Origin of the sequence: Pseudomonas sp. SWRI77, from assembly GCF_014269105.1 — a bacterium.
Lineage (GTDB): Bacteria > Pseudomonadota > Gammaproteobacteria > Pseudomonadales > Pseudomonadaceae > Aquipseudomonas > Aquipseudomonas capeferrum.
This window is the reverse complement of record NZ_JABWRV010000001.1, coordinates 368,476-388,426: the sequence shown is the minus strand read 5'-3', so window position 1 is coordinate 388,426 and position 19,951 is coordinate 368,476. Positions and strand designations below refer to the sequence as shown.

General features: G+C 62.9%; 19 protein-coding genes and 1 riboswitch. Of the genes, 9 read left to right on the top strand and 10 right to left on the bottom strand.

The annotated features are described in order from the left end of the window. Window positions 1-161 precede the first annotated feature (161 nt). From HU766_RS01760 to ahcY, 4 genes are all read right to left on the bottom strand, one after another. Window positions 162-950, bottom strand: a complete 789-nt coding sequence (locus tag HU766_RS01760; RefSeq protein ID WP_186652841.1) for a transporter substrate-binding domain-containing protein — start codon at window positions 948-950, stop codon at window positions 162-164. 51 nt (window positions 951-1,001) lie between these two features. Beyond that, complete coding sequence (locus HU766_RS01755) at window positions 1,002-2,078, bottom strand: hypothetical protein (protein WP_186652839.1); 1,077 nt, start codon at window positions 2,076-2,078, stop codon at window positions 1,002-1,004. Between the two features lie 92 nt (window positions 2,079-2,170). After that, a complete protein-coding gene (metF, locus tag HU766_RS01750; protein ID WP_186652837.1) occupies window positions 2,171-3,016 on the bottom strand; it encodes a methylenetetrahydrofolate reductase [NAD(P)H] in 846 nt (281 codons plus the stop codon). Window positions 3,017-3,184: 168 nt separating this feature from the next. Beyond that, window positions 3,185-4,594 carry an adenosylhomocysteinase gene (gene ahcY / locus HU766_RS01745; protein ID WP_033701894.1) on the bottom strand — a complete coding sequence of 470 codons (1,410 nt, stop codon included), beginning with the start codon at window positions 4,592-4,594 and terminating at the stop codon, window positions 3,185-3,187. 20 nt (window positions 4,595-4,614) lie between these two features. Further along, a riboswitch (S-adenosyl-L-homocysteine riboswitch) is annotated at window positions 4,615-4,711 on the bottom strand. Between the two features lie 179 nt (window positions 4,712-4,890). On the opposite strand from ahcY, the gene HU766_RS01740 reads away from it, so the two are divergent. After that, entirely contained in the window at window positions 4,891-5,292 is a 402-nt protein-coding gene (locus tag HU766_RS01740) for a hotdog domain-containing protein (protein WP_012312432.1), read from the top strand. A gap of 34 nt (window positions 5,293-5,326) precedes the next feature. Here the strand turns inward: HU766_RS01740 and HU766_RS01735 are convergent, their stop codons facing one another. After that, window positions 5,327-6,562, bottom strand: a complete 1,236-nt coding sequence (locus HU766_RS01735; RefSeq protein WP_186652835.1) for a sodium:proton antiporter — start codon at window positions 6,560-6,562, stop codon at window positions 5,327-5,329. 310 nt (window positions 6,563-6,872) lie between these two features. On the opposite strand from HU766_RS01735, the gene HU766_RS01730 reads away from it, so the two are divergent. Next, complete coding sequence (locus tag HU766_RS01730; protein ID WP_033701892.1) at window positions 6,873-7,706, top strand: EamA family transporter; 834 nt, start codon at window positions 6,873-6,875, stop codon at window positions 7,704-7,706. 28 nt (window positions 7,707-7,734) lie between these two features. Continuing rightward, window positions 7,735-8,121 (top strand): MAPEG family protein, encoded by a 387-nt coding sequence (locus HU766_RS01725; RefSeq protein ID WP_033701891.1) that lies wholly within the window; start codon window positions 7,735-7,737, stop codon window positions 8,119-8,121. A gap of 92 nt (window positions 8,122-8,213) precedes the next feature. On the opposite strand, the gene HU766_RS01720 is transcribed toward HU766_RS01725, so the two are convergent. Beyond that, the gene (locus tag HU766_RS01720) at window positions 8,214-9,365 is read right to left on the bottom strand and encodes a murein transglycosylase A (protein WP_033701889.1); all 1,152 of its coding nucleotides are present in this window, start codon (window positions 9,363-9,365) and stop codon (window positions 8,214-8,216) included. A 119-nt stretch (window positions 9,366-9,484) separates the two neighbouring features. Between HU766_RS01720 and HU766_RS01715 the strand changes: the two genes are divergently transcribed. Further along, entirely contained in the window at window positions 9,485-9,931 is a 447-nt protein-coding gene (locus tag HU766_RS01715) for a cytochrome c (protein WP_186652833.1), read from the top strand. Window positions 9,932-10,002: 71 nt separating this feature from the next. Here HU766_RS01715 and HU766_RS01710 read toward each other — a convergent pair whose 3' ends face one another. The 4 genes from HU766_RS01710 to HU766_RS01695 all read right to left on the bottom strand — a co-directional run bounded on the left by HU766_RS01710 (window position 10,003) and on the right by HU766_RS01695 (window position 14,597). Continuing rightward, window positions 10,003-10,395, bottom strand: a complete 393-nt coding sequence (locus tag HU766_RS01710; RefSeq protein ID WP_186652831.1) for a DUF1090 domain-containing protein — start codon at window positions 10,393-10,395, stop codon at window positions 10,003-10,005. 130 nt (window positions 10,396-10,525) lie between these two features. After that, window positions 10,526-12,226 (bottom strand): NAD-dependent DNA ligase LigB, encoded by a 1,701-nt coding sequence (gene ligB, locus HU766_RS01705; RefSeq protein WP_186652830.1) that lies wholly within the window; start codon window positions 12,224-12,226, stop codon window positions 10,526-10,528. A gap of 168 nt (window positions 12,227-12,394) precedes the next feature. Next, on the bottom strand, window positions 12,395-13,585 hold the full coding sequence (metK, locus tag HU766_RS01700) for a methionine adenosyltransferase (protein ID WP_033701884.1): 1,191 nt from the start codon (window positions 13,583-13,585) through the stop codon (window positions 12,395-12,397). Between the two features lie 19 nt (window positions 13,586-13,604). Beyond that, window positions 13,605-14,597: a metalloregulator ArsR/SmtB family transcription factor gene (locus HU766_RS01695; RefSeq protein WP_033701883.1), complete on the bottom strand. Its 993-nt coding sequence runs from the start codon at window positions 14,595-14,597 to the stop codon at window positions 13,605-13,607. 248 nt (window positions 14,598-14,845) lie between these two features. On the opposite strand from HU766_RS01695, the gene tkt reads away from it, so the two are divergent. From tkt to HU766_RS01670, 5 genes are all read left to right on the top strand, one after another. Continuing rightward, a complete protein-coding gene (gene tkt / locus HU766_RS01690) occupies window positions 14,846-16,843 on the top strand; it encodes a transketolase (RefSeq protein WP_033701882.1) in 1,998 nt (665 codons plus the stop codon). A gap of 152 nt (window positions 16,844-16,995) precedes the next feature. After that, window positions 16,996-18,057: an erythrose-4-phosphate dehydrogenase gene (gene epd, locus HU766_RS01685; RefSeq protein WP_033701881.1), complete on the top strand. Its 1,062-nt coding sequence runs from the start codon at window positions 16,996-16,998 to the stop codon at window positions 18,055-18,057. 12 nt (window positions 18,058-18,069) lie between these two features. Further along, entirely contained in the window at window positions 18,070-19,233 is a 1,164-nt protein-coding gene (locus HU766_RS01680; protein ID WP_186652829.1) for a phosphoglycerate kinase, read from the top strand. A gap of 32 nt (window positions 19,234-19,265) precedes the next feature. Then, the gene (locus tag HU766_RS01675; protein WP_033702581.1) at window positions 19,266-19,484 is read left to right on the top strand and encodes a hypothetical protein; all 219 of its coding nucleotides are present in this window, start codon (window positions 19,266-19,268) and stop codon (window positions 19,482-19,484) included. Window positions 19,485-19,548: 64 nt separating this feature from the next. Beyond that, entirely contained in the window at window positions 19,549-19,878 is a 330-nt protein-coding gene (locus HU766_RS01670) for an MliC family protein (protein ID WP_186652828.1), read from the top strand. Window positions 19,879-19,951: the final 73 nt, after the last annotated feature.

The following is a 19,951-nucleotide window of genomic DNA, read 5'->3' as shown; positions in this document are numbered from 1 at the left end:
GGCATCGGTGAGATGCGATCGCGTCCGGTCCAGCTTGGCTTTCACTGCATATCCAGGAAGCGGAGGGCTGACGCGGTAGGGCGTCGATGCCGATCGGGATGCCTGTTGCTAGGCCGAGCGTCCGGGCGTAAGCCTGGCGGGAAGGCCCGAGTATAACAGAGCTATCGCGGCGTGCTGCTTTCCTGCTGCTCAACGGCGTTGAGAATGTTTCCGATGTCGCCTGTGTAGCGGTTGTTGATGGCGGCATAGGCGGGTTCTTGCTTGAAGCGCTGCAATTCTTCAGCGAACGCCTGGGCCAACGCTTCGCGCCCAGGTTTGCGGGTCAGCCCCAGGTACTGCGTCTGTCGGCTGATCACCAGCGGCAGTTCTTCGACCTGCTGTTCCAGGCCCAGTTGACGCATCAGGTAGCGGCCAACCCTGCGGTCGGTAATCAGCAGATCGATACGGCCAAGCATCAACTTGCCGAAGTTGGCTTCATGGGTGGGGGCTGCTTCGCGTCGGAAACGGGGCGAGTCGTTGAAGGCCGCGCCGTAGGTATAGCCGGGCGATGTGCCTACGCTGAGGCCAGCGAGGTCATTCAGGCCGGTCACTGCGTGCCGACGGCTGCGGGCCTGAAACAGCACGAACTCGACATCCGACATGGGCTCCGACGGGTAGATCAGAAAAGGCCTGCGCGCGTCGATCTGAAAGATATCGACAATACCGTCCGCCAGCCCTTGCTCGATCATCGCCAGGCAGCGCTTCCAGGGTAGAAACTGCCATTCCACCTCTACACCCAAGCGCTTGAAGACCTGGGTGGTGACCTCGTAATCGATACCTCGGGGCTGGCCTTTCTGCTGGTAGATATACGGCGCCCAGTCGTCGGACACCAGGCGCAAGCGTTCGGCCAGGGCCAACGGGCTCAGGCAGGCGAGCAGCAGGATCCAGAACAGGCGGATGATGGCGGACATGGCCCGCAGATTACGCGCTCGGCCTGCTCAAGGCCAGTAAGAGGAGGCTGTTCAGGCCTGCGCCGAGCTTAACAGGTGCGCTTCGATATCCTTGCGCCGCGCCCCCAGCGACAGGCGCAAGCCCGGGTGGCGCAGACACTGGCGCAACTGCTCGGGCTCGATGCGACCGTGGCGCGCATTGAAGTTTTCCAAGGCTTTGTCCCACCAGGCCGATGCACAGGCGCGGTCGAATTCATTGGGGTAGGGGTAGCTGCCGTAAAGCAATTCGCGGGCAAACTGCCGCTCGTTTCGGGGCAGGGTCAGGCTCAGTGCCTTGTAGCCCAAACGGTGCAGGGTTGGCGGCCGTGGCAGTTGATCGTTGACCCGTGCGACATCGGCCAGCGCCGCCTCGCCAAGCGGCGCATCGCCGTGCTTGCGTAGCCAGGCCTGGATCTTGGCGCGAAACTGGGCTTTGCGGCTCCAGTAGTGGTGAATGACGTCGGTGCATTCGGCCACCTTCAGCCTGCGGTAGGCCGCCACCGCCAGGCAGAACTCCTCCAGGGTGTAAGCCTCGCGGGCCAGTGGGTAGAACTCGTCCATCATGGCGATGGAGTGGTCCAGGGTCGGCGCGTCTTCGGCGCTGAGCCCGATCACGCCAGAGTTGATCAGCGGCATCTGGCAATCGGCCAGGCCTCGGCTCTGGAGAACGGCCATCAGGTTCTTGTACAACGGGCACTTCTGGTTGGCGCCGTAGCGGCCACCGATGGCGTTGCACAGCAGTTGGCCGGGCTTGACGCGCTCGAACAGGCGCATCGGCGATTGCCGGAAGAAGGTGTCGGTATCGATCAGTATGGCCAGTGGGTGCTGCTCGAGTACCTGGCGGAGCAGCACGTGCTTGCTGCGAAAGTGATAACCGTGGGGCGCATTCCACGCTGTGCGCGTGGCTTCGTCGAGCAGATGCACCGTGACCGGCAGCTTGGCATACGGCGCTGGGTTGTCGGTGTAGACCTGGATGTCCAGGGCCTCGTCTGCCGACCGGCCCAAGTGGGCAAGGGCACTGACGATGCTGAAGCAGGCTTCCTGATGGTAGGTGGCCGGGCCGAAAGCCAGGTAGACGAGCTGAGGGCGCGATGGCTGGGGATGCTGCATGTCAGGCAAGACCTGTTTAACCCGAAATAAATAAGGCCTTAGTCTATGACCAAAGCCTTAATCATTTCTTAAGCAGATATTGCCAAGAAGTTTCAGCGAGGCAGCTTCAGGTTGTTCCAGATCGCAAGGCTCGCTTCGGCCTGGTTCAACGTATAGAAGTGCAGGCCCGGTGCGCCGCCTTGCAGCAGCTGTTCGCACATGCGGGTGATCACTTCTTCGCCGAATGCCTGGATACTGGCGGTGTCGTCGGCATAGGCTTCCAGTTGCTTGCGGATCCAGCGCGGGATCTCGGCGCCACAGGCGTCGGAGAAGCGTGCCAGCTTGCTGTAGTTGGTGATCGGCATGATGCCGGGCACCACCGGGATCTCGACGCCCAGTTTCTGCGCACGCTCGACAAAGTAGAAATAGCTGTCGGCATTGAAGAAGTACTGGGTGATGGCGCTGTCGGCACCGGCTTTGACCTTGTGCACGAAGTTGGCAAGGTCGATCTCGAAGTTGCGCGCCTGCGGGTGCATCTCGGGGTAGGCGGCCACTTCCAGGTGGAAGTGATCACCGGTTTCCTGGCGGATGAACTCGACCAGGTCGCTGGCATAGCGCAGCTCGCCGCTGGCCATGCCCATGCCCGAGGGCAGGTCGCCGCGCAGGGCGACGATACGCTTGATGCCCGCTGCCTGATATTCGGCCAGCAGGCTGCGCAGCTCTTCTTTGCTATCGCCAACGCACGACAGGTGCGGCGCGGCAGGTACCTTCACTTCACTTTCCAGCTGCAGCACGGTGTTCAGCGTGCGGTCGCGAGTAGAGCCGCCGGCACCGTAGGTGCAGGAGAAGAAGTCCGGGTTGTAGGTGGCCAGCTGGCGGGCAACGCCCATCAGCTTTTCGTGACCGGCATCGGTCTTGGTCGGGAAGAATTCGAAGCTGTAGCGGCGTTCTTGTGACATCACTCTTTCCTCAAGCAGCAAGCTGCTAGCGGCAAGCTGCAAGTAAAAGCCAGATCGGTGATGGCCGATCTGGCTTGGCATCGTTCAAGATCGTTAGTGCATGAACCACAAGCGACAGCGGCACGGGGCGCCTTTTCTTGCCGCTTGCAGCTTCAAGCTTGCCGCTTATCAGTAGCGGTAGGCGTGCGGCTTGAACGGGCCTTCGACAGTCACACCGATGTACTCGGCTTGCTGCGCGGTCAGTTTGGTGACGACGCCGCCGAAGCCGCGGACCATTTCCAGGGCCACTTCTTCGTCGAGTTTCTTGGGCAGCACTTCAACGGTCAGGCGCTCGGCTTTCTTCTCGGCCGACAGGTCGGCGTACTTCTGCTCGAACAGGAAGATCTGGGCCAGCACCTGGTTGGCGAACGAACCGTCCATGATGCGGCTTGGGTGACCGGTGGCGTTACCCAGGTTCACCAGGCGGCCTTCGGCCAGCAGGATCAGGTAGTCGTCGTTTTGCGGGTCGAAATCGCCAGCGCCGGTACGGTGGATCTTGTGTACCTGCGGCTTGACCTCTTCCCAAGCCCAGTGCTTGCGCATGAAGGCGGTGTCGATCTCGTTGTCGAAGTGGCCGATGTTGCACACCACGGCGCGCTTTTTCAGGGCCTTGAGCATGTTGGCGTCGCAGACGTTGACGTTACCGGTGGTGGTGACGATCAGGTCGATCTTGCCCAGCAGGGCCTTGTCGATGCTGGCTTCGCTGCCATCGTTGATGCCGTCGATGAACGGCGAGACCAGCTCGAAGCCGTCCATGCACGCCTGCATGGCGCAGATCGGGTCGACTTCGGTGACCTTGACGATCATGCCTTCCTGACGCAGGGACTGGGCCGAGCCCTTGCCCACGTCACCGTAGCCGATCACCAGGGCTTGCTTGCCCGACAGCAGGTGGTCGGTGCCGCGCTTGATGGCGTCGTTCAAGCTGTGACGGCAGCCGTACTTGTTGTCGTTCTTGCTCTTGGTGACCGAGTCGTTGACGTTGATCGCCGGGACTTTCAGCTCGCCCTTGGCCAGCATGTCCAGCAGGCGGTGCACGCCGGTGGTGGTTTCTTCTGTCACACCGTGGACGCGGTCCAGCACGGCCGGGTATTTCTTGTGCAGCAGCTCGGTCAGGTCGCCGCCGTCGTCGAGGATCATGTTGGCGTCCCATGGCTGGCCATCCTTGAGGATGGTCTGCTCCAGGCACCACTCGTACTCTTCCTCGGTTTCACCTTTCCAGGCGAACACAGGGATACCGGCGGCGGCGATGGAGGCAGCGGCCTGGTCCTGGGTGGAGAAGATGTTGCAGGACGACCAGCGCACCTCGGCACCCAGGGCAACCAGGGTTTCGATCAGCACGGCGGTCTGAATGGTCATGTGGATGCAGCCCAGGATCTTCGCGCCTTTGAGCGGTTGCTCGGCGAGATACTTACGGCGCAGGCCCATCAGTGCAGGCATTTCCGATTCGGCGATGATGGTTTCGCGACGGCCCCAGGCGGCCAGGGAGATGTCAGCGACTTTGAAATCGGTAAAACCAGCAGGCGTGTTTACAGCGCTCATGAGAGCCTCCATTCGTAGTGTGCGAATGGGCGCCGTTGTGCGTTGAGCGTCCGCAGGAGCGGACAACGCCCCATCCGAGCCTGACAGGTCTAGCCTGCTGCAGCGCCCCTCGGACAGGTGGCGGGCATGGCCCCGCGGCGGGTGGCCATGTAAAACGGCACAGATTATAGCCGTGACCGGGACCTTCGCCCAAGGTTTTCTGTCGATTAATCGAGACGATAGTCGATGTTCAATGGAGCGGTGACGGCGGCTCTGCCATCATGAGTACACGTTAGCCAAGCAGGTCAGGAGTACAGATGAACTTTCACACCCGCAAATGGGTAAAACCCGAAGACCTCAACCCCAATGGCACCCTGTTCGGTGGCAGCCTGTTGCGCTGGATCGACGAGGAGGCGGCCATCTACGCCATCGTCCAGCTGGGCAACCAGCGTGTGGTGACCAAGTACATGTCGGAGATCAACTTCGTCAGTGCATCGCGCCAGGGCGACATCATCGAGCTGGGTATTACCGCAACCGAGTTTGGCCGTACCTCGATCACCCTCAAGTGCGAGGTGCGTAACAAGATCACCCGCAAGAGCATCCTGACGGTCGACAAGATGGTCTTCGTCAACTTGGGTGAAGATGGCCAGCCAGCGGCGCATGGGCGGACCGAGATCAAGTACGTGCAGGACCAGTTCCCGGATTCTGCGGTGGAGTGAAAACCCGGGGGCCGCAAAGCGGCCCCGTGGTTTTTCAGGGTTGGGCGCTGACCTTGCGCACCACGCGGCCAATGCTCAGCCCCTGCACCAGGATCGACGACAGCACCACGATATAGGTGATCGACAGCAGCAGGTCACGCTCTTCGCCCAGCGGCAGCGACAGCGCCAGGGCCACCGAAACCCCACCGCGCAAACCACCCCAGGTCAGCACCCGCACAGTGCCCTTGGGGACCGGGCGCCAGCGCCGCAGCAGCACGATTGCCGGGGCCACGGTCAACAGCCGCGACAGCAGTACCGCCAACGCCAGCACGCTACCGGCCGCCAGGTGCATCCAGTTGAACGGCAGCAGCAGAAGCTCCAGGCCGATCAGCGCGAACAGCAAGGCGTTGAGCATGTCATCGATCAACTCCCAGAAACCGTCCATGTAGCGACGGGTCATATCGTTCATCGCCAGGTTGCGCCCCATGTTGCCGATGATCAGGCCGGCCACCACCATGGCGATCGGCGCCGAGACGTGCAGCTCGTAGCACATCGCCGAGCCACCGATGACCAGTGCCAGGGTCAGCATGACCTCGACTTGGTACTGCTCGATGCTCTTGATCATGCGGTAGGTGGCGTAGCCGATCAGGCCGCCGAATACCACGCCGCCAATGGCCTCGCGGGCGAACAGCACCGCCGTGTCGTAGGCACTGGGGGTTTCGCCCAGCTGGATGATGCCCAGCAGCACGGTGAACACCACGACTGCGGTGCCATCGTTGAACAGCGATTCGCCGACGATGGTGGTTTTCAGGGGCTTGGATGCATTGGCGGTACGCAATGCGCCGAGCACGGCAATCGGGTCGGTGGGCGAAATCAGCGCGCCGAACAGCAGGCAATAGATCAGCGGCACCTGCCAGCCGAACATCGCGAACACCCAATGCGACAGGTAGCCGATGACCACGGTTGCGATCAGCACGCCGATAGTGGCCAGCAGGCCGATCGGCCAGCGATAGCTGCGCAGGTCCGAGAGGTTGACGTGCAAGGCGCCGGCGAACAGCAGGAACGCCAGCATCCAGTGCATCAGCAAATCGTTGAAGTCGATCTGGTTCATCAGGCCTTCGACGCGTTCTTCCAGGCCAGGGAAGCCGATCAGGCTCAGGCCCTGCAGCATCAGGGAGAACATTAACGCGGTGACCATCACGCCAATGGCGGGTGGCAGGCCGATGAAGCGGTAGTTGACGTAGGTGAGGAGGGTGGTGAGGCAGATAAACGCGGCAACTAATTCAAGCATCCCGAATCCTGTAACAGTGGCTTCCAAGTCGTACCCGAATGGCTCGGGCAGTTCTTTGATGACCTGGCGAGGGGTTCGGGACACACGATTTGACCGGAATTGTTGGAATCGTTCCGGATGTGTTGGGTTTAGGGCGTGTTGGGGCTGTCAGGTGCATGCCTTTAGGGCTTTTGCGCCTATGAGATCGAGCGCCGCGCAGGCGGTGCTCGATCTCATAGGCGCTGAAGAACTTTCGTCTTGCACATGCCAGACTGCGCCCATCTGAAGGCGATATATTCAGGCCTCAATTACGTCACAAGGACCTCACGGCGTGTTGGCAACTTCCCTGGTACTGGTCGCCGCCTTGCTGCATGCGACCTGGAACACCCTGATCAAATTCAGCGGCGAGCGCCTGTTGGTGATCGCCAGCATGGACACCGTCGCACTGGCCTTCGCCGTGCTCGCCGTCGCCTTCGTCGAGGTGCCCCCCGCTGAAATCTGGCCCTGGCTGATCGCCTCGGCGCTGGCTGAGCAGCTGTACCGTTTCCTGCTGATCCAGGCCTATCGGGTCGGTGACCTGGGGCTGGTCTATCCTCTGATGCGTGGCTTGTCGCCGTTGGTGGTGCTGGGGCTGACCCTGGCGTTTGCCGGGGAGTCACTGAGCCAGCAGCAGATCATCGGCATCCTGCTCATCCCTTGCGGCATGGCGTGCCTGCTCTGGCAGGGGGGAGGGGGTGATCGCCTGCCGTGGTCGATGTTGCCGGTAGTGGCGCTGATTGGCCTATGCATCGGTTGCTACACCTGGTTCGATGGGCAGGCGGTGCGGCTGTGGGGCAAGCCGTGGGACTACCTGGTATGGCTGACCTTGCTCAGCGCCTGGCCCTTCCCGCTGCTGGCCAGTGTGGCGCGGCGGGCACCCTTCGTGCTGTTCTGGCGAACCCAATGGCGGCTGGGGTTGGCCGTTGGGTTTTGCGTGTTGTTCAGTTATGCCCTGGTGCTGTGGGCCATGCACCTGGGGTCGGTGGCCGAAGCGGCAGCGTTGCGAGAGTTGAGCGTAATTCTGGTGGTGCTGTTTGGCATGCGCTACCTCAAAGAACCTTTTGGCGGGCCAAGACTCCTAGCTTGCGGGCTGGTACTGGCAGGCATGCTGGTAATGAAGCTCTAACCCGATTATTGAACAAGGAGTCCTGTCCATGACCGTTGCCCTGTGGTGCATCCTGATCGCGCTGGCACTGCCGCCGCTTTGTGCGTTGATCGCCAAGGTGAGCAGTGGCCGTTTCGGCCTCAAGGACAATCACGACCCGCGCGCCTTCCTCGATACGCTATCGGGCCTGCCGCGCCGTGCCCACGCCGCGCAGCAGAACAGCTACGAGGCGTTTCCGGCATTTGCGGCGGCCGTGCTGGTGGCCGATATCGTCGGCAATGCCGAACAAGTGACGCAGGACGTGCTGGGCGTGATGTACATCACCAGTCGGCTGCTCTACATCATCTGCTACCTGGCGGACTGGGCGGCGTTGCGCTCGCTGGTGTGGTTTGCCGGGTTGGCGCTGATCGTGTCGTTCTTCGTCGTTTCGGCCTGAATCGTCGCCCTTTTCGCGGGTAAACCCGCTCCCACAGGGGCCATTGCGATCCCTGTGGGGGCGGGTTTACCCGCGAAGCATTCAGCACCGTATCAAAGGACTTTCGGCACTTCAGGCAGCGGTTTGCCTTTCGGCCACAACATCCAGATCTGCCCCTGCTGCTTCATGTTACCGGCCAGCTCGCCTGCCTCAGGCCCGGTGCCCCAGAACAGGTCCGCACGCACTTCGCCAGCAATGGCTCCGCCCGTATCCTGAGCGCCTACCGGCCGCACCACCGGCGTACCGTCCGGGCGCGTGGTCGACAACCAGAGCAGGCTGCCCAGCGGAATCACCTTGCGGTCGATTGCCACACTGTACCCTGCCGTCAATGGCACATTGAGCGAGCCGCGCGGGCCTTCGTTGCTGTCGGGGCGGGTGCTGAAAAACACGTAGCTGGGGTTGCTGGCGAGCAATTCCGGTACTCGCTGTGGGTTGGCCTGGGCCCAGGCGTGAATGGCGCCCATGCTCACCTCTTCCTTCTTCAATTGGCCCTGCTCCACCAGCCAGCGGCCTATCGGCCGATAGGGGTGGCCGTTCTGGTCGGCGTAGCCCAGGCGCAGTTGGCGGCCATCTTCCAGTTGTACCCGGCCCGAACCCTGGATCTGCAGGAACTGCAGGTCCATCGGGTCGGTCAGCCAGGCCAGCACCGGTGCCTTGACGCCCTCACGGTTGATCACCTCGGCGGTGTCGTAAGGCTTGAGCACGCGACCGTCCAGGCGCCCACGCAAGCGCTTGCCCTTGAGCTCTGGGTACACGCTGGCCAAGTCGACCACGATCATGTCGTCGGGCACGCCGTAAACTGCGACGTGGTTGGCCTCGGTAGGCTTCAGGCTGCCGGGGTAGACCGGCTCGTAGTAACCGGTGATCAGGCCGTTGGCATTGTTTTCGGCCGAGCGCAGGCCATAGACCTGCAGGTTCTGCTGCAGGAAGGCGCGTATCTGCAGGGCATCGTCGGGCACGCTGGCAGCGGCCTCGCAGGTGGCGGCCCAGACTGTGTCGCGCTTGAGCTTCTCGCAACCATTACGCCACGCGTGGAAGCCGGCAACCAGGTCGGCGTCGCTGACGCTGGGCAGGTCCTGCCAGGTGGCGTTGGCATAGGTGGCAATGGCATGGGGCTCTGGCTTGGCGCTTTCGCCGCCGTTGCAGCCGGCCAGCAGGGCCAGCGCCGGGAGTGTCCAGGCCAGGTGGCGCAGGGCAGATTTCATGTGGGGCTTCCTGTCACGGGCGAAGATGAATATTCGCCCCTGTTTTTTATGTGGCTATTGGTGTTTGGCCCCTGGGCAGCGATACTGGCTGCCCATTTTCGTAGGCCGTAGTGACCGTGATGTTCAAGCGATTGACCGTTGTTCTGCTCGCAGCCCTGGCCCTGAATGCCTGTGACCGTGTTGACCCGAATTCGCCGTTGGGCAAGCGTAAGGTGATCTTCAAGGACATGCTCAAGGCCAGCGAAGACCTGGGCGGCATGTTGCGCGGTCGTTTGCCCTTCGACGGGGTGAAGTTTGCCGAGGGGGCCGTGAAGCTCGACACCCTGTCGCAGCAGCCGTGGCAGCACTTCCCGCAGGCGCGCGATGGCGGCGACAGCAGTGCACGAGCAGCGGTGTGGGAGCGTCAGGCGCGTTTCCATGACCTTGCCCGGCAACTGGAGGGCGTGACTGGCGAGCTGGTCGATGCGACTCGGGGCCAGCCGCTGGACGCTGCGCAATTGAAAGGGCCGATGGACAAGGTCGAGGCAGCATGCAAGGCCTGTCATACCGAGTTTCGCAATCATTGAGGGTAAATGCCCTGGCTCCATCACCGGGAAACCGCTGATGGAGCCAGGGCAGGCAGCATAAGCAGGGCCTGTCAGCGGTCCAGTTCGTCCACTGCTTCCTGCAGTTCCTTCCGGGACTCTGCGAGCTTGTCTTTACGCTTGTTTATCTTTTCGGCGTCGCCTTTTTTCTCGGCTTTCTTCAGGTCTTTTTCGCGCTGTGCGACTTCATGACGTGCATCGAGCACTTTTTGTTCGCGCTCTTTGCGCAGGCTGTTATCGGTGCAGTTTTTTACGCCTTCCAATGCCTGCTCGAGCCCAGCGACCTGGTCGCTGTTGCCATGCTCACGGGCAATCTTCAGCTGGTTCTCGATCGCGCTGCGTTTGGCGTCGCAACCGGTCAGGCCGGCATCTGGCTGGGCAGCCTGCACCGCGCCAGCAGCCAGACCAAGGGTTGCGAGCAGGAAAAGAGTCGAAATACGTTTCATGAAAAGCCTCCTGAACGGGGCGGGCAGAAAAGTTGGGGGAAATCCTGCCTTGGTTTTGCCTATTTAGAAACCCTTGTTGGTTTTTTCTGGTCGATACTCAGACTTTCCTTACAAGAATTTTGGTAATAATTCATTGCGCGGGGGCTTTGTCGCTGAATTGGAATGCGTTGACGCCGGCCTCGTTCAACCGCGCTGCGATGGCTCGTACCTCGTTGGCCATGAAAAACGCTTCAAGCTGATGCGCGCGTACGGCGCCGATACCCGGCAATGCCTGCCAGTCACCGGCAGTACGCAAGGATAGCTGAGCCCAGTCACCTTCCAGTTGCATGCCGCCGGGGGCGGGTACGCCAAGCGCCCGCAGCCATCGGGCAAAGGGTTGTGACCGCGCGCCCTCGAAGCTGTTCACCAGCTGTGCGGCCGTCGCTTCGCTGATACCTGGCACCTCACTCAGGCGCTGGGCATCGAGGTGCAGCCAGTCAGTCATCGAGGTAACCACCCTCGCATCGACCAGGCGCCGCCACGTACCTGGCCCGGTGCGTGGCATGGCCAGCCCCTGCTTGCCACTGAGCCATGTGAGCCGTGCGATGAACTGCTCGTTGCAGCCATCGCCTGCGTGCCAGCAACTGTGCGGGTGATAGCGCCCTGGCGGCGGCACCTCCACCGGTTGGCGCACGGCCGCGCGATGCACCACGCGCTCGAAACGCGGGATGGTCAGCCCTGCCAGGCTGATTGCCACCTGGTCACCCGGGGCAATGTCGAGGTGCTGCCAGCGGGCCAGTGACCCCAGGCTTACCTGGGTGATCAGCCGGTCGTCCAGTTTGACCGGTTGAAGCTGCAGCACCGGTGTGATCCTCCCGGTGCGGCCGACCCGCAAGCTAACTTCGCGCACGTCTGCCAGGGCTTGGGCGTAAGGGTGTTTCCAGGCTGCGAGCCAGTAAGGGGCCTTGGCCTGCCAGCGCTCGGCGGGCGGCCGCGTACCCTGGCGCAGAATCACGCCATCGGTGGCGAAGGGCAGGGGTGAGCGGTACCAGTGCTGGCGCCAGTGCGCGGCTTGGGTGGCGGAGTCGATCGCGATGCTGTAGCGCTGGCTGTCGGGGAAGCCCAGTTGCGCCAGTTGCGAGACCCGTTCGGCCTGGCTAACGGGGCCTTGTGGCCAGTCCCAGACGAACAAGCCGATGCCGGCCCCTTGTTCCACGCTGAACTGCTTGCGGGCGAGCAGCCCGGCCACGGTCCCGCGCGCATTGGCACTGCCGGCCTGGGCTTGGATATGTGCGTCCAGGCGCAGGTACAGCTCACCTTGCAGCACCAGGTCGCGCGCTTGGGGCAGCTGCCGCGTGATGGCGCCGAGCCGAGGGATATGGCGACTCCAGTCGTGCCCTTGCACCCCATCACCGCGGCTCAGCAACTGCACCAGCTGCCCCTGCCGATAGCGAACGGAGACCGCCACGCCATCGACCTTGGGCTGTATCCACAGGCCCGTCTTGCCAGCCATCCAGCGGCCAACGGCCTGCTCGTCGGCGAGCTTGTCGACGCCGGTATGCGGGATGGGGTGGGGAACCGGGCCACGTGCCGTCGCCAGGGGGGCAAGTCCTGCCAGCAGGCCGAAACATTGCTGCAAGTGGTGCAGGCGTTGTCGGCTTTGGTCATACAGCTCATCTGCCACCAGCGCGATGCCCTGGCGGTGGTAGTGGTCATCCCATTGGGCAAGTGTGTCGCGCAGGTGGGCAACTTCGGTTTCGGCTTGTTGCATGGGCCAGTCGGGGCATGAGGCGGCCTTTGCCAGCGAGGCCTGCAGTGAGAGCAGCAGTGCAAATAGCAGTATGAACGGCATGGCCAGCATCCTTGCATGGCGGGAGGAGCCTTCAGCCTAGGCAGGTAGCGCGCTGGTCGCTGTGAGCAGTTGTCAGTCGATATGTCACAACGCTCACGGCGAAAACCTGAAAAGCAAAAGCCCCTGCCGATCGCTCGGCAGGGGCTTTCGTTTACCGCTGTAGGAAAATTACAGCCCGGCAGCGTCACGCAGCGACTGGGCGCGGTCGGTGCGCTCCCAGGTGAAGGTGGTGAAGGTGTCGTCGCCGACAGTCTTCTGCTGTGGCGTGCGGCCGAAGTGGCCGTAGGCAGCGGTTTCCTGGTACATCGGGTGCAGCAGGTCGAGCATCTTGGTGATGGCGTACGGGCGCAGGTCGAAGCACTCGCGCACCAGCTGTACGATCTTCTCGTCCGAGACCTTGCCGGTACCGAAGGTGTTGATCGAGATGGACGTCGGCTGGGCCACGCCGATGGCGTAGGACACCTGGATCTCGCAGCGCTCGGCCAGGCCGGCAGCAACGATGTTCTTGGCCACGTAGCGGCCGGCATAGGCGGCCGAACGGTCGACCTTGGACGGGTCCTTGCCGGAGAACGCGCCACCACCGTGACGGGCCATGCCGCCGTAGGAGTCGACGATGATCTTGCGCCCAGTCAGGCCGCAGTCACCCACCGGGCCACCGATGATGAAGTTGCCGGTCGGGTTGATGTGGTACTGGGTGCCCTTGTGCAGCAACTCGGCCGGCAGGGTGTGCTTGACGATCAGCTCCATCACCGCTTCCTGCAGGTCTTTTTGCGACACCTCAGGGTTGTGCTGGGTGGACAGGACGACGGCATCGATACCGACCACCTTGCCGTTTTCGTAGCGGCAGGTGACCTGCGACTTGGCGTCCGGGCGCAGCCACGGCAGCAGCTTGGACTTGCGCGCTTCGGCCTGGCGCTCGACCAGGCGGTGCGAGAAGCAGATCGGCGCCGGCATCAGCACGTCGGTTTCGTTGCTGGCGTAGCCGAACATCAGGCCCTGGTCGCCAGCGCCCTGGTCTTCCGGCTTGGAGCGGTCGACGCCTTGGGCGATGTCTACCGACTGCTTGCCGATGATGTTCATCACGGCGCAGGTGGCGCCGTCGAAGCCGACGTCGGAGCTGTTGTAGCCGATGTCGATGATGACCTTGCGTACCAGCTCTTCGAGGTCGACCCAGGCGGAAGTGGACACTTCGCCGGCGATGATGGCGACACCGGTCTTGACCAGGGTTTCGCAGGCTACGCGGGCGTATTTGTCCTGAGCGATGATGGCATCAAGGACAGCGTCCGAAATCTGGTCGGCGATCTTGTCCGGATGCCCTTCGGACACGGACTCGGAGGTGAAAAGGGAGTATTCGCTCATCTCGAAGGGTTCCTAAAATTTACCGATGGTGTATGTCGCCAGTCGCCCGCTGAAAGTGGCGGACCTGTATCTGGAAACCGTTACGCAAGCCCACGTAGAGGCTGTCCCCGGGGACCAGCCCGGCAACGTTGGCCCAACGGGCCAGGTCGTCCTGTTCGAAGCCCAGCCAGAGGTCGCCGCAGGCATCCCGCGCCCACCCCTGGTCATGGCTGCACAGTTCGGTGACCAGCAGGCTGCCGCCCGCTTTCACCCGTTTGGCCAGCAGGCGCAGGGCCAGGGCCGGGTCGCTGAAATGGTGCAGGACCATGTTCAGCACAACGCAGTCGGCTGCCACATCCGTTGCATCCAGTGCATCGGCCAACTGCAGGTTCACATTGTCCAGGCCTTCACGCTGGCAGACCTGGCGGGCCAGCTCGAGCATGGTCGGGCTGTTGTCCAGCGCGGTCACCGTGCCGAAGCGCCGCGCCAGGTCCGGCAGGAAGCCGCCGTCGCCGGGGCCTACCTCCAGTGCACTGGCAGCCGGGCCGAAATTCAGTTTGTCGAGCATGGCCAGCAGGCTTTCGCGGTACTGCGGCAGGCCGGCGATCAGGTCTTGCTGGGCGCGGAATTTTTCTTCCACGCGCTGGAAGAAGTCCTGGCTGGTGGCCGCACGGCGCTGCTGCACCTGGGCGATACGTGCCTGTACCGCCGGTGGCAAGGTCAGGTCGTCGACCTCCTCGAGCAGCGCCGTGTGCAGGCGCCCGCCAAGGCGCAGGCTGTCGGGCAGGGCGCGGCGGTAGAAGATGGCGTTGCCTTCGCGGCGGGTAGCCACCAGCTCGGCCTGGGCCAGTACCTTGAGGTGATGGCTCATGCCGGACTGGCCGATGTCGAAGATTTGCGCCAGTTCCAGTACGCCAAACGAATCGCTGGCCAGTGCACGCAAGACATTCAGGCGCAGCGCATCGCCACTGGCTTTGCACAGGGCAGCCAGTGTGTCGCTTCGCTCGGGGATCGATTGCGCACGGAGGTTCATGGGGCGGCAGTCTAGACAGGCATCGTTGCCCCCGCAAGACCAATATCAAAAAGTTTTGATATTGGCGATGAGCTGCGAGTCGCAAGGCTCAAGCTGCAAGAATAGAGCGTTCCGCGCGCGGGTCTGCTTTCGCTTGCAGCTTAAAGCTTGCCGCTCGCAGCTTTAATGTTTGCCCCCAGCCCCCCCAGTGGGCGAAAATGACCGCCTTTTTTCGTTTCACTACTTATTCAAGCCCCAGGAGATCAGCGATGCCCAGCCGTCGTGAACGTGCCAACGCCATTCGTGCACTCAGCATGGATGCCGTGCAAAAGGCCAACAGCGGCCACCCAGGTGCCCCTATGGGCATGGCGGATATCGCCGAAGTGCTTTGGCGCGACTATCTGAAGCACAACCCGAGCAACCCGAGCTTCGCCGACCGTGACCGCTTCGTGCTGTCCAACGGCCACGGCTCGATGCTGATCTACTCGCTGCTGCACCTGACCGGCTACGACCTGTCGATCGACGACCTCAAGGCCTTCCGCCAGTTGCACAGCCGTACCCCGGGCCACCCGGAATACGGCTACACCCCGGGTGTCGAGACCACCACCGGCCCGTTGGGCCAAGGCCTGGCCAACGCCGTGGGCTTTGCCCTGGCCGAGAAAGTGTTGGGCGCGCAGTTCAACCGTGACGGCCACAACATCGTCGACCACAACACTTACGTGTTCCTCGGCGACGGCTGCATGATGGAAGGCATCTCCCACGAAGTCGCCGCTTTGGCTGGCACCCTGGGCCTGGGCAAGCTGATCGCGTTCTACGACGACAACGGCATCTCCATCGACGGTGAAGTCGAAGGCTGGTTCACCGATGACACGCCCAAGCGTTTCGAAGCCTACAACTGGCAGGTGATCCGCAACGTCGACGGCCACGATGCCGAAGAAATCAAGATGGCGATCGAGACCGCGCGCAAGAGCGAGCAGCCGACCCTGATCTGCTGCAAGACCATCATCGGCTTCGGCTCGCCGAACAAGCAGGGCAAGGAAGACTGCCACGGTGCCCCGCTGGGCAACGACGAAATCGCCCTGGCCCGCAAAGCACTGAACTGGAACCACGGCCCGTTCGAAATCCCGGCCGACATCTATGCCGAGTGGGACGCCAAGGCCGCCGGTGCCAAGGCTGAGGCCGAGTGGAACCAGCGCTTCGACGCCTACGCCAAGGCACACCCGGAGCTGGCTGCCGAGTTCAAGCGCCGTGACAGCGGCGAGCTGCCGGCCGACTTCTCGGAAAAGGCCCAGGCCTACATCAATGAAGTCGCTGCCAAAGGCGAGACTATCGCCAGCCGCAAGGCTAGCCAGAATGCCCTGAACGCTTTCGGCCCGCTGCTGCCTGAGTTCCTCGGCGGCTCGGCTGACCTGGCCGGTTCCAACTTGACCCTGTGGAAAGGCTGCAAGGGCGTCGAAGCCCATGACGCCAGCGGCAACTACGTGTACTACGGCGTGCGCGAGTTCGGCATGACCGCGATCATGAACGGCGTTGCCCTGCACGGCGGCCTGGTGCCTTACGGCGCGACCTTCCTGATGTTCATGGAATACGCCCGCAATGCAGTGCGCATGTCGGCCCTGATGAAGCAGCGCGTGATCCACGTCTACACCCACGACTCCATCGGCCTGGGCGAAGACGGCCCGACTCACCAGCCGATCGAGCAGCTGACCAGCCTGCGCAGCACGCCGAACCTGGACACCTGGCGCCCAGCCGACGCGGTCGAAGCGGCCGTGTCCTGGAAAAACGCCCTGGAGCGCAACGACGGCCCATCGGCGCTGATCTTCTCGCGCCAGAACCTGCAGCACCAGGACCGCGACGCCCAGCAGATCGCCGACATCAGCCGCGGTGGCTACATCCTCAAGGACTGCGCTGGCGAGCCTGAGCTGATCCTGATTGCCACCGGTTCCGAAGTGGGCCTGGCGGTTCAGGCCTTCGACAAGCTGACCGAGCAGGGCCGCAAGGTCCGCGTGGTCTCCATGCCGTGCACCAGCGTGTTCGATGCCCAGGACGCTGCCTACAAGCAGTCGGTACTGCCTCTGGAAGTGGGCGCGCGCATCGCCATCGAAGCTGCCCATGCCGACTTCTGGTACAAGTACGTCGGCCTGGAAGGTCGTATCATCGGCATGACCACCTACGGTGAGTCGGCCCCGGCCTCTGCCCTGTTCGAAGAGTTCGGCTTCACCCTGGAGAACATCCTGGGTACCGCCGAAGAGCTGCTGGAAGACTGATACAGGCAAAGTGAGGGCCGCAGGCCCTCATTCGCGGCACAAGGCCGCTCCCAGAGGATCTGCATAAACCGCAGTACCCTGTGGGAGCGGCCTTGTGCCGCGAATGGGCCGCATGGCGGCTCCGTTCAACCGCCGGAGTTCAAGAGCTACCTATGTCCCACCCGCGTCCCTACAAAGTTGCACTCAACGGTTATGGCCGCATCGGCCGCTGTGTCCTGCGCGCGTTGTTCGAGCGGGGGGCGAAGGCCGGTTTCGAGATTGTCGCGCTGAACGACCTGGCCGATCAGGCCAGCCTTGAATACCTGACACGCTTCGACTCCACCCACGGGCGTTTCCCCGGTGAGGTGAAGGTCGACGGCGATTGTCTGCATATCAATGGTGACTGCGTGAAGGTAATGCGCAGTGCCACCCCGGAAGGCATCGACTGGGCCGCCCTGGGCATCGACCTGGTGCTGGAGTGCTCCGGCGCCTACAACACCCGCGCCGATGGCCAGCGTTTTCTGGATGCCGGCGCGCCACGCGTGCTGTTCTCGCAGCCCATGGCCAGCGAGGCGGACGTGGACGCCACGGTGGTCTACGGCATCAACCAGGCGTGCCTGACCGGCAGCGAGCGCCTGGTGTCCAACGCGTCGTGCACCACCAACTGCGGCGTGCCGCTGTTGCGTGTGCTGGACCAGGCGTTCGGCATCGAATACGTGCAGATCACCACCATCCACTCGGCGATGAACGACCAGCCGGTGATCGACGCCTACCACCACGAAGACCTGCGCCGCACGCGTTCGGCGTTTCAGTCGGTGATCCCGGTGTCCACCGGGCTGGCACGCGGCATCGAGCGGTTGCTGCCGGAACTTGCCGGGCGAATCCAGGCCAAAGCGGTACGCGTGCCGACCGTCAACGTGTCGTGCCTGGACATCACCCTGCAGACCGCCCGCGACACCAGTGCCGCCGAGGTCAACCGGGTGCTGCGCGAGGCAGCGCTGGAAGGCCCGCTCAAAGGATTGCTGGCCTACACCGAGCTGCCCCACGCCAGCTGTGATTTCAACCACGACCCGCATTCGGCGATCGTCGATGCCAGCCAGACCCGTGTTTCCGGCCCCCGCCTGGTGAACCTGCTGGCCTGGTTCGACAACGAATGGGGGTTCGCCAACCGTATGCTCGACGTCGCCGAACACTTTCTGCACGTCGTTCACCCAACCCGCAACAAACAGCCCTGAAGGACTGCATTCATGACCGTGTTGAAGATGACCGACCTCGACCTGCAAGGTAAACGCGTACTGATCCGCGAAGACCTCAACGTACCTGTGAAGGACGGTGTGGTAACCAGCGACGCGCGTATCCTGGCAGCGCTGCCGACCATCAAGCTGGCCCTGGAGAAGGGTGCGGCGGTAATGGTCTGCTCGCACCTGGGCCGCCCTACCGAAGGTGAATTCTCGGCCGAAAACAGCCTTAAGCCGGTCGCCGAGTACCTGAGCAAGGCCCTGGGCCGCGACGTGCCGCTGGTCGCTGACTACCTGGCCGGTGTCGAGGTCAAGGCCGGTGACCTGGTGCTGTTCGAGAACGTGCGCTTCAACAAGGGCGAGAAAAAGAACGCCGACGAACTGGCGCAGCAATACGCTGCCCTGTGCGACGTGTTCGTGATGGACGCCTTTGGTACTGCCCACCGCGCCGAGGGTTCGACCCATGGCGTGGCCAAGTTCGCCAAGGTTGCCGCCGCTGGCCCACTGCTGGCTGCCGAGCTGGACGCCCTGGGCAAGGCCCTGAAGGCCCCGGCCAAGCCAATGGCGGCCATCGTTGCCGGCTCCAAGGTTTCCACCAAGCTGGACGTGCTGAACAGCCTGAGCAGCGTCTGCGACCAACTGATCGTTGGTGGCGGTATTGCCAACACTTTCCTGGCCGCTGCTGGTCACCCTGTGGGCAAGTCGCTGTACGAGCCTGACCTGGTCGACACCGCAAAAGCCATCGCCGCCAAGGTCAGCGTGCCGCTGCCAGTCGACGTGGTGGTCGCCAAGGAATTCGCCGAAAACGCTGAAGCCACCGTCAAGGCTATCGCCGACGTTGCCGCTGACGACATGATCCTGGACATCGGCCCACAGACTGCAGCCAACTTCGCCGAGCTGCTGAAGTCGTCGAAGACCATCCTGTGGAACGGCCCCGTCGGCGTGTTCGAGTTCGACCAGTTCGGCAATGGCACCAAGGTGCTGGCCAAGGCCATCGCCGAAAGCCCTGCGTTCTCCATCGCCGGTGGCGGTGACACCCTGGCGGCGATCGACAAATATGGCGTCAGCAAGGAAATCTCCTACATTTCTACCGGTGGTGGTGCCTTCCTCGAGTTCGTCGAGGGCAAGGTACTGCCGGCTGTGGCGATCCTGGAAGAGCGGGCTAAAGCCTGACAATGGCGGCGCCTGGCAAAGGGAGCGACCTGATGGTCAAGCAATTGCCTGTGATGATCCTGGCCGGCCTGCTGAGCGCCTGCTCCGGCAGCCCCTCTTCGGACGATGACCCGGCGCAGCCGCCCAAGGGCGGTTGCTACCAGTCCGAGTGGCAGGCCGAAACGGTACCGGTCATCAACAAGCGCGTGGGCCCTGAAGGCCTGGAGAAGTATGACGAAGACCACCAGCGCAAGGCTCCAGGCTGCCCTTGAACCGATGCGCTTCGTCGGAGCAGGCAACCAAGCGACCGTTGTGTGGTCATCTAGAGGATACGTAATGAAAGCGCTGATGGCCTTGATGGCCCTGGCGACACTGGCAGGATGCTCACTGCTGCAGCCGGCGCAACCCGCCCCGGCAGACGACTGGACCCGTTGGGTCTGTGACAGCCAGGCCGAGGTGCTGTGGCGCTTCGCTGACCCGCAGCAGGACTCGGTCGACGTCCGCCTCGGTGGCGGCGACCAGGTCTACCGGCTCAAATCCGAGCCGAGCGCGTCGGGCGCGATGTACAGCGATGGCGTGCTGGCCTTCCACACCAAGGGCGAAGAAGGCCTGGTGTACTGGGTGGCAACCAACGATCTGATTGGGCGGGGCTGCAAGGCACCGTGACTGGCCGGGCTGCCATGGTGGCCCACACTACTTGAACAGCAACCGCCCCTGCGGCAGGCTTGCACGAAACAAA

Coding starts and splice junctions, on each gene's coding strand:
- HU766_RS01760 (WP_186652841.1), bottom strand. CDS start 950: ATGTCCGCCATCATCCGCCTGTTCTGGATCCTGCTGCTCGCCTGCCTG.
- HU766_RS01755 (WP_186652839.1), bottom strand. CDS start 2,078: ATGCAGCATCCCCAGCCATCGCGCCCTCAGCTCGTCTACCTGGCTTTC.
- metF (WP_186652837.1), bottom strand. CDS start 3,016: ATGTCACAAGAACGCCGCTACAGCTTCGAATTCTTCCCGACCAAGACC.
- ahcY (WP_033701894.1), bottom strand. CDS start 4,594: ATGAGCGCTGTAAACACGCCTGCTGGTTTTACCGATTTCAAAGTCGCT.
- HU766_RS01740 (WP_012312432.1), top strand. CDS start 4,891: ATGAACTTTCACACCCGCAAATGGGTAAAACCCGAAGACCTCAACCCC.
- HU766_RS01735 (WP_186652835.1), bottom strand. CDS start 6,562: ATGCTTGAATTAGTTGCCGCGTTTATCTGCCTCACCACCCTCCTCACC.
- HU766_RS01725 (WP_033701891.1), top strand. CDS start 7,735: ATGACCGTTGCCCTGTGGTGCATCCTGATCGCGCTGGCACTGCCGCCG.
- HU766_RS01720 (WP_033701889.1), bottom strand. CDS start 9,365: ATGAAATCTGCCCTGCGCCACCTGGCCTGGACACTCCCGGCGCTGGCC.
- HU766_RS01715 (WP_186652833.1), top strand. CDS start 9,485: ATGTTCAAGCGATTGACCGTTGTTCTGCTCGCAGCCCTGGCCCTGAAT.
- HU766_RS01710 (WP_186652831.1), bottom strand. CDS start 10,395: ATGAAACGTATTTCGACTCTTTTCCTGCTCGCAACCCTTGGTCTGGCT.
- ligB (WP_186652830.1), bottom strand. CDS start 12,226: ATGCCGTTCATACTGCTATTTGCACTGCTGCTCTCACTGCAGGCCTCG.
- metK (WP_033701884.1), bottom strand. CDS start 13,585: ATGAGCGAATACTCCCTTTTCACCTCCGAGTCCGTGTCCGAAGGGCAT.
- HU766_RS01695 (WP_033701883.1), bottom strand. CDS start 14,597: ATGAACCTCCGTGCGCAATCGATCCCCGAGCGAAGCGACACACTGGCT.
- tkt (WP_033701882.1), top strand. CDS start 14,846: ATGCCCAGCCGTCGTGAACGTGCCAACGCCATTCGTGCACTCAGCATG.
- epd (WP_033701881.1), top strand. CDS start 16,996: ATGTCCCACCCGCGTCCCTACAAAGTTGCACTCAACGGTTATGGCCGC.
- HU766_RS01680 (WP_186652829.1), top strand. CDS start 18,070: ATGACCGTGTTGAAGATGACCGACCTCGACCTGCAAGGTAAACGCGTA.
- HU766_RS01675 (WP_033702581.1), top strand. CDS start 19,266: ATGGTCAAGCAATTGCCTGTGATGATCCTGGCCGGCCTGCTGAGCGCC.
- HU766_RS01670 (WP_186652828.1), top strand. CDS start 19,549: ATGAAAGCGCTGATGGCCTTGATGGCCCTGGCGACACTGGCAGGATGC.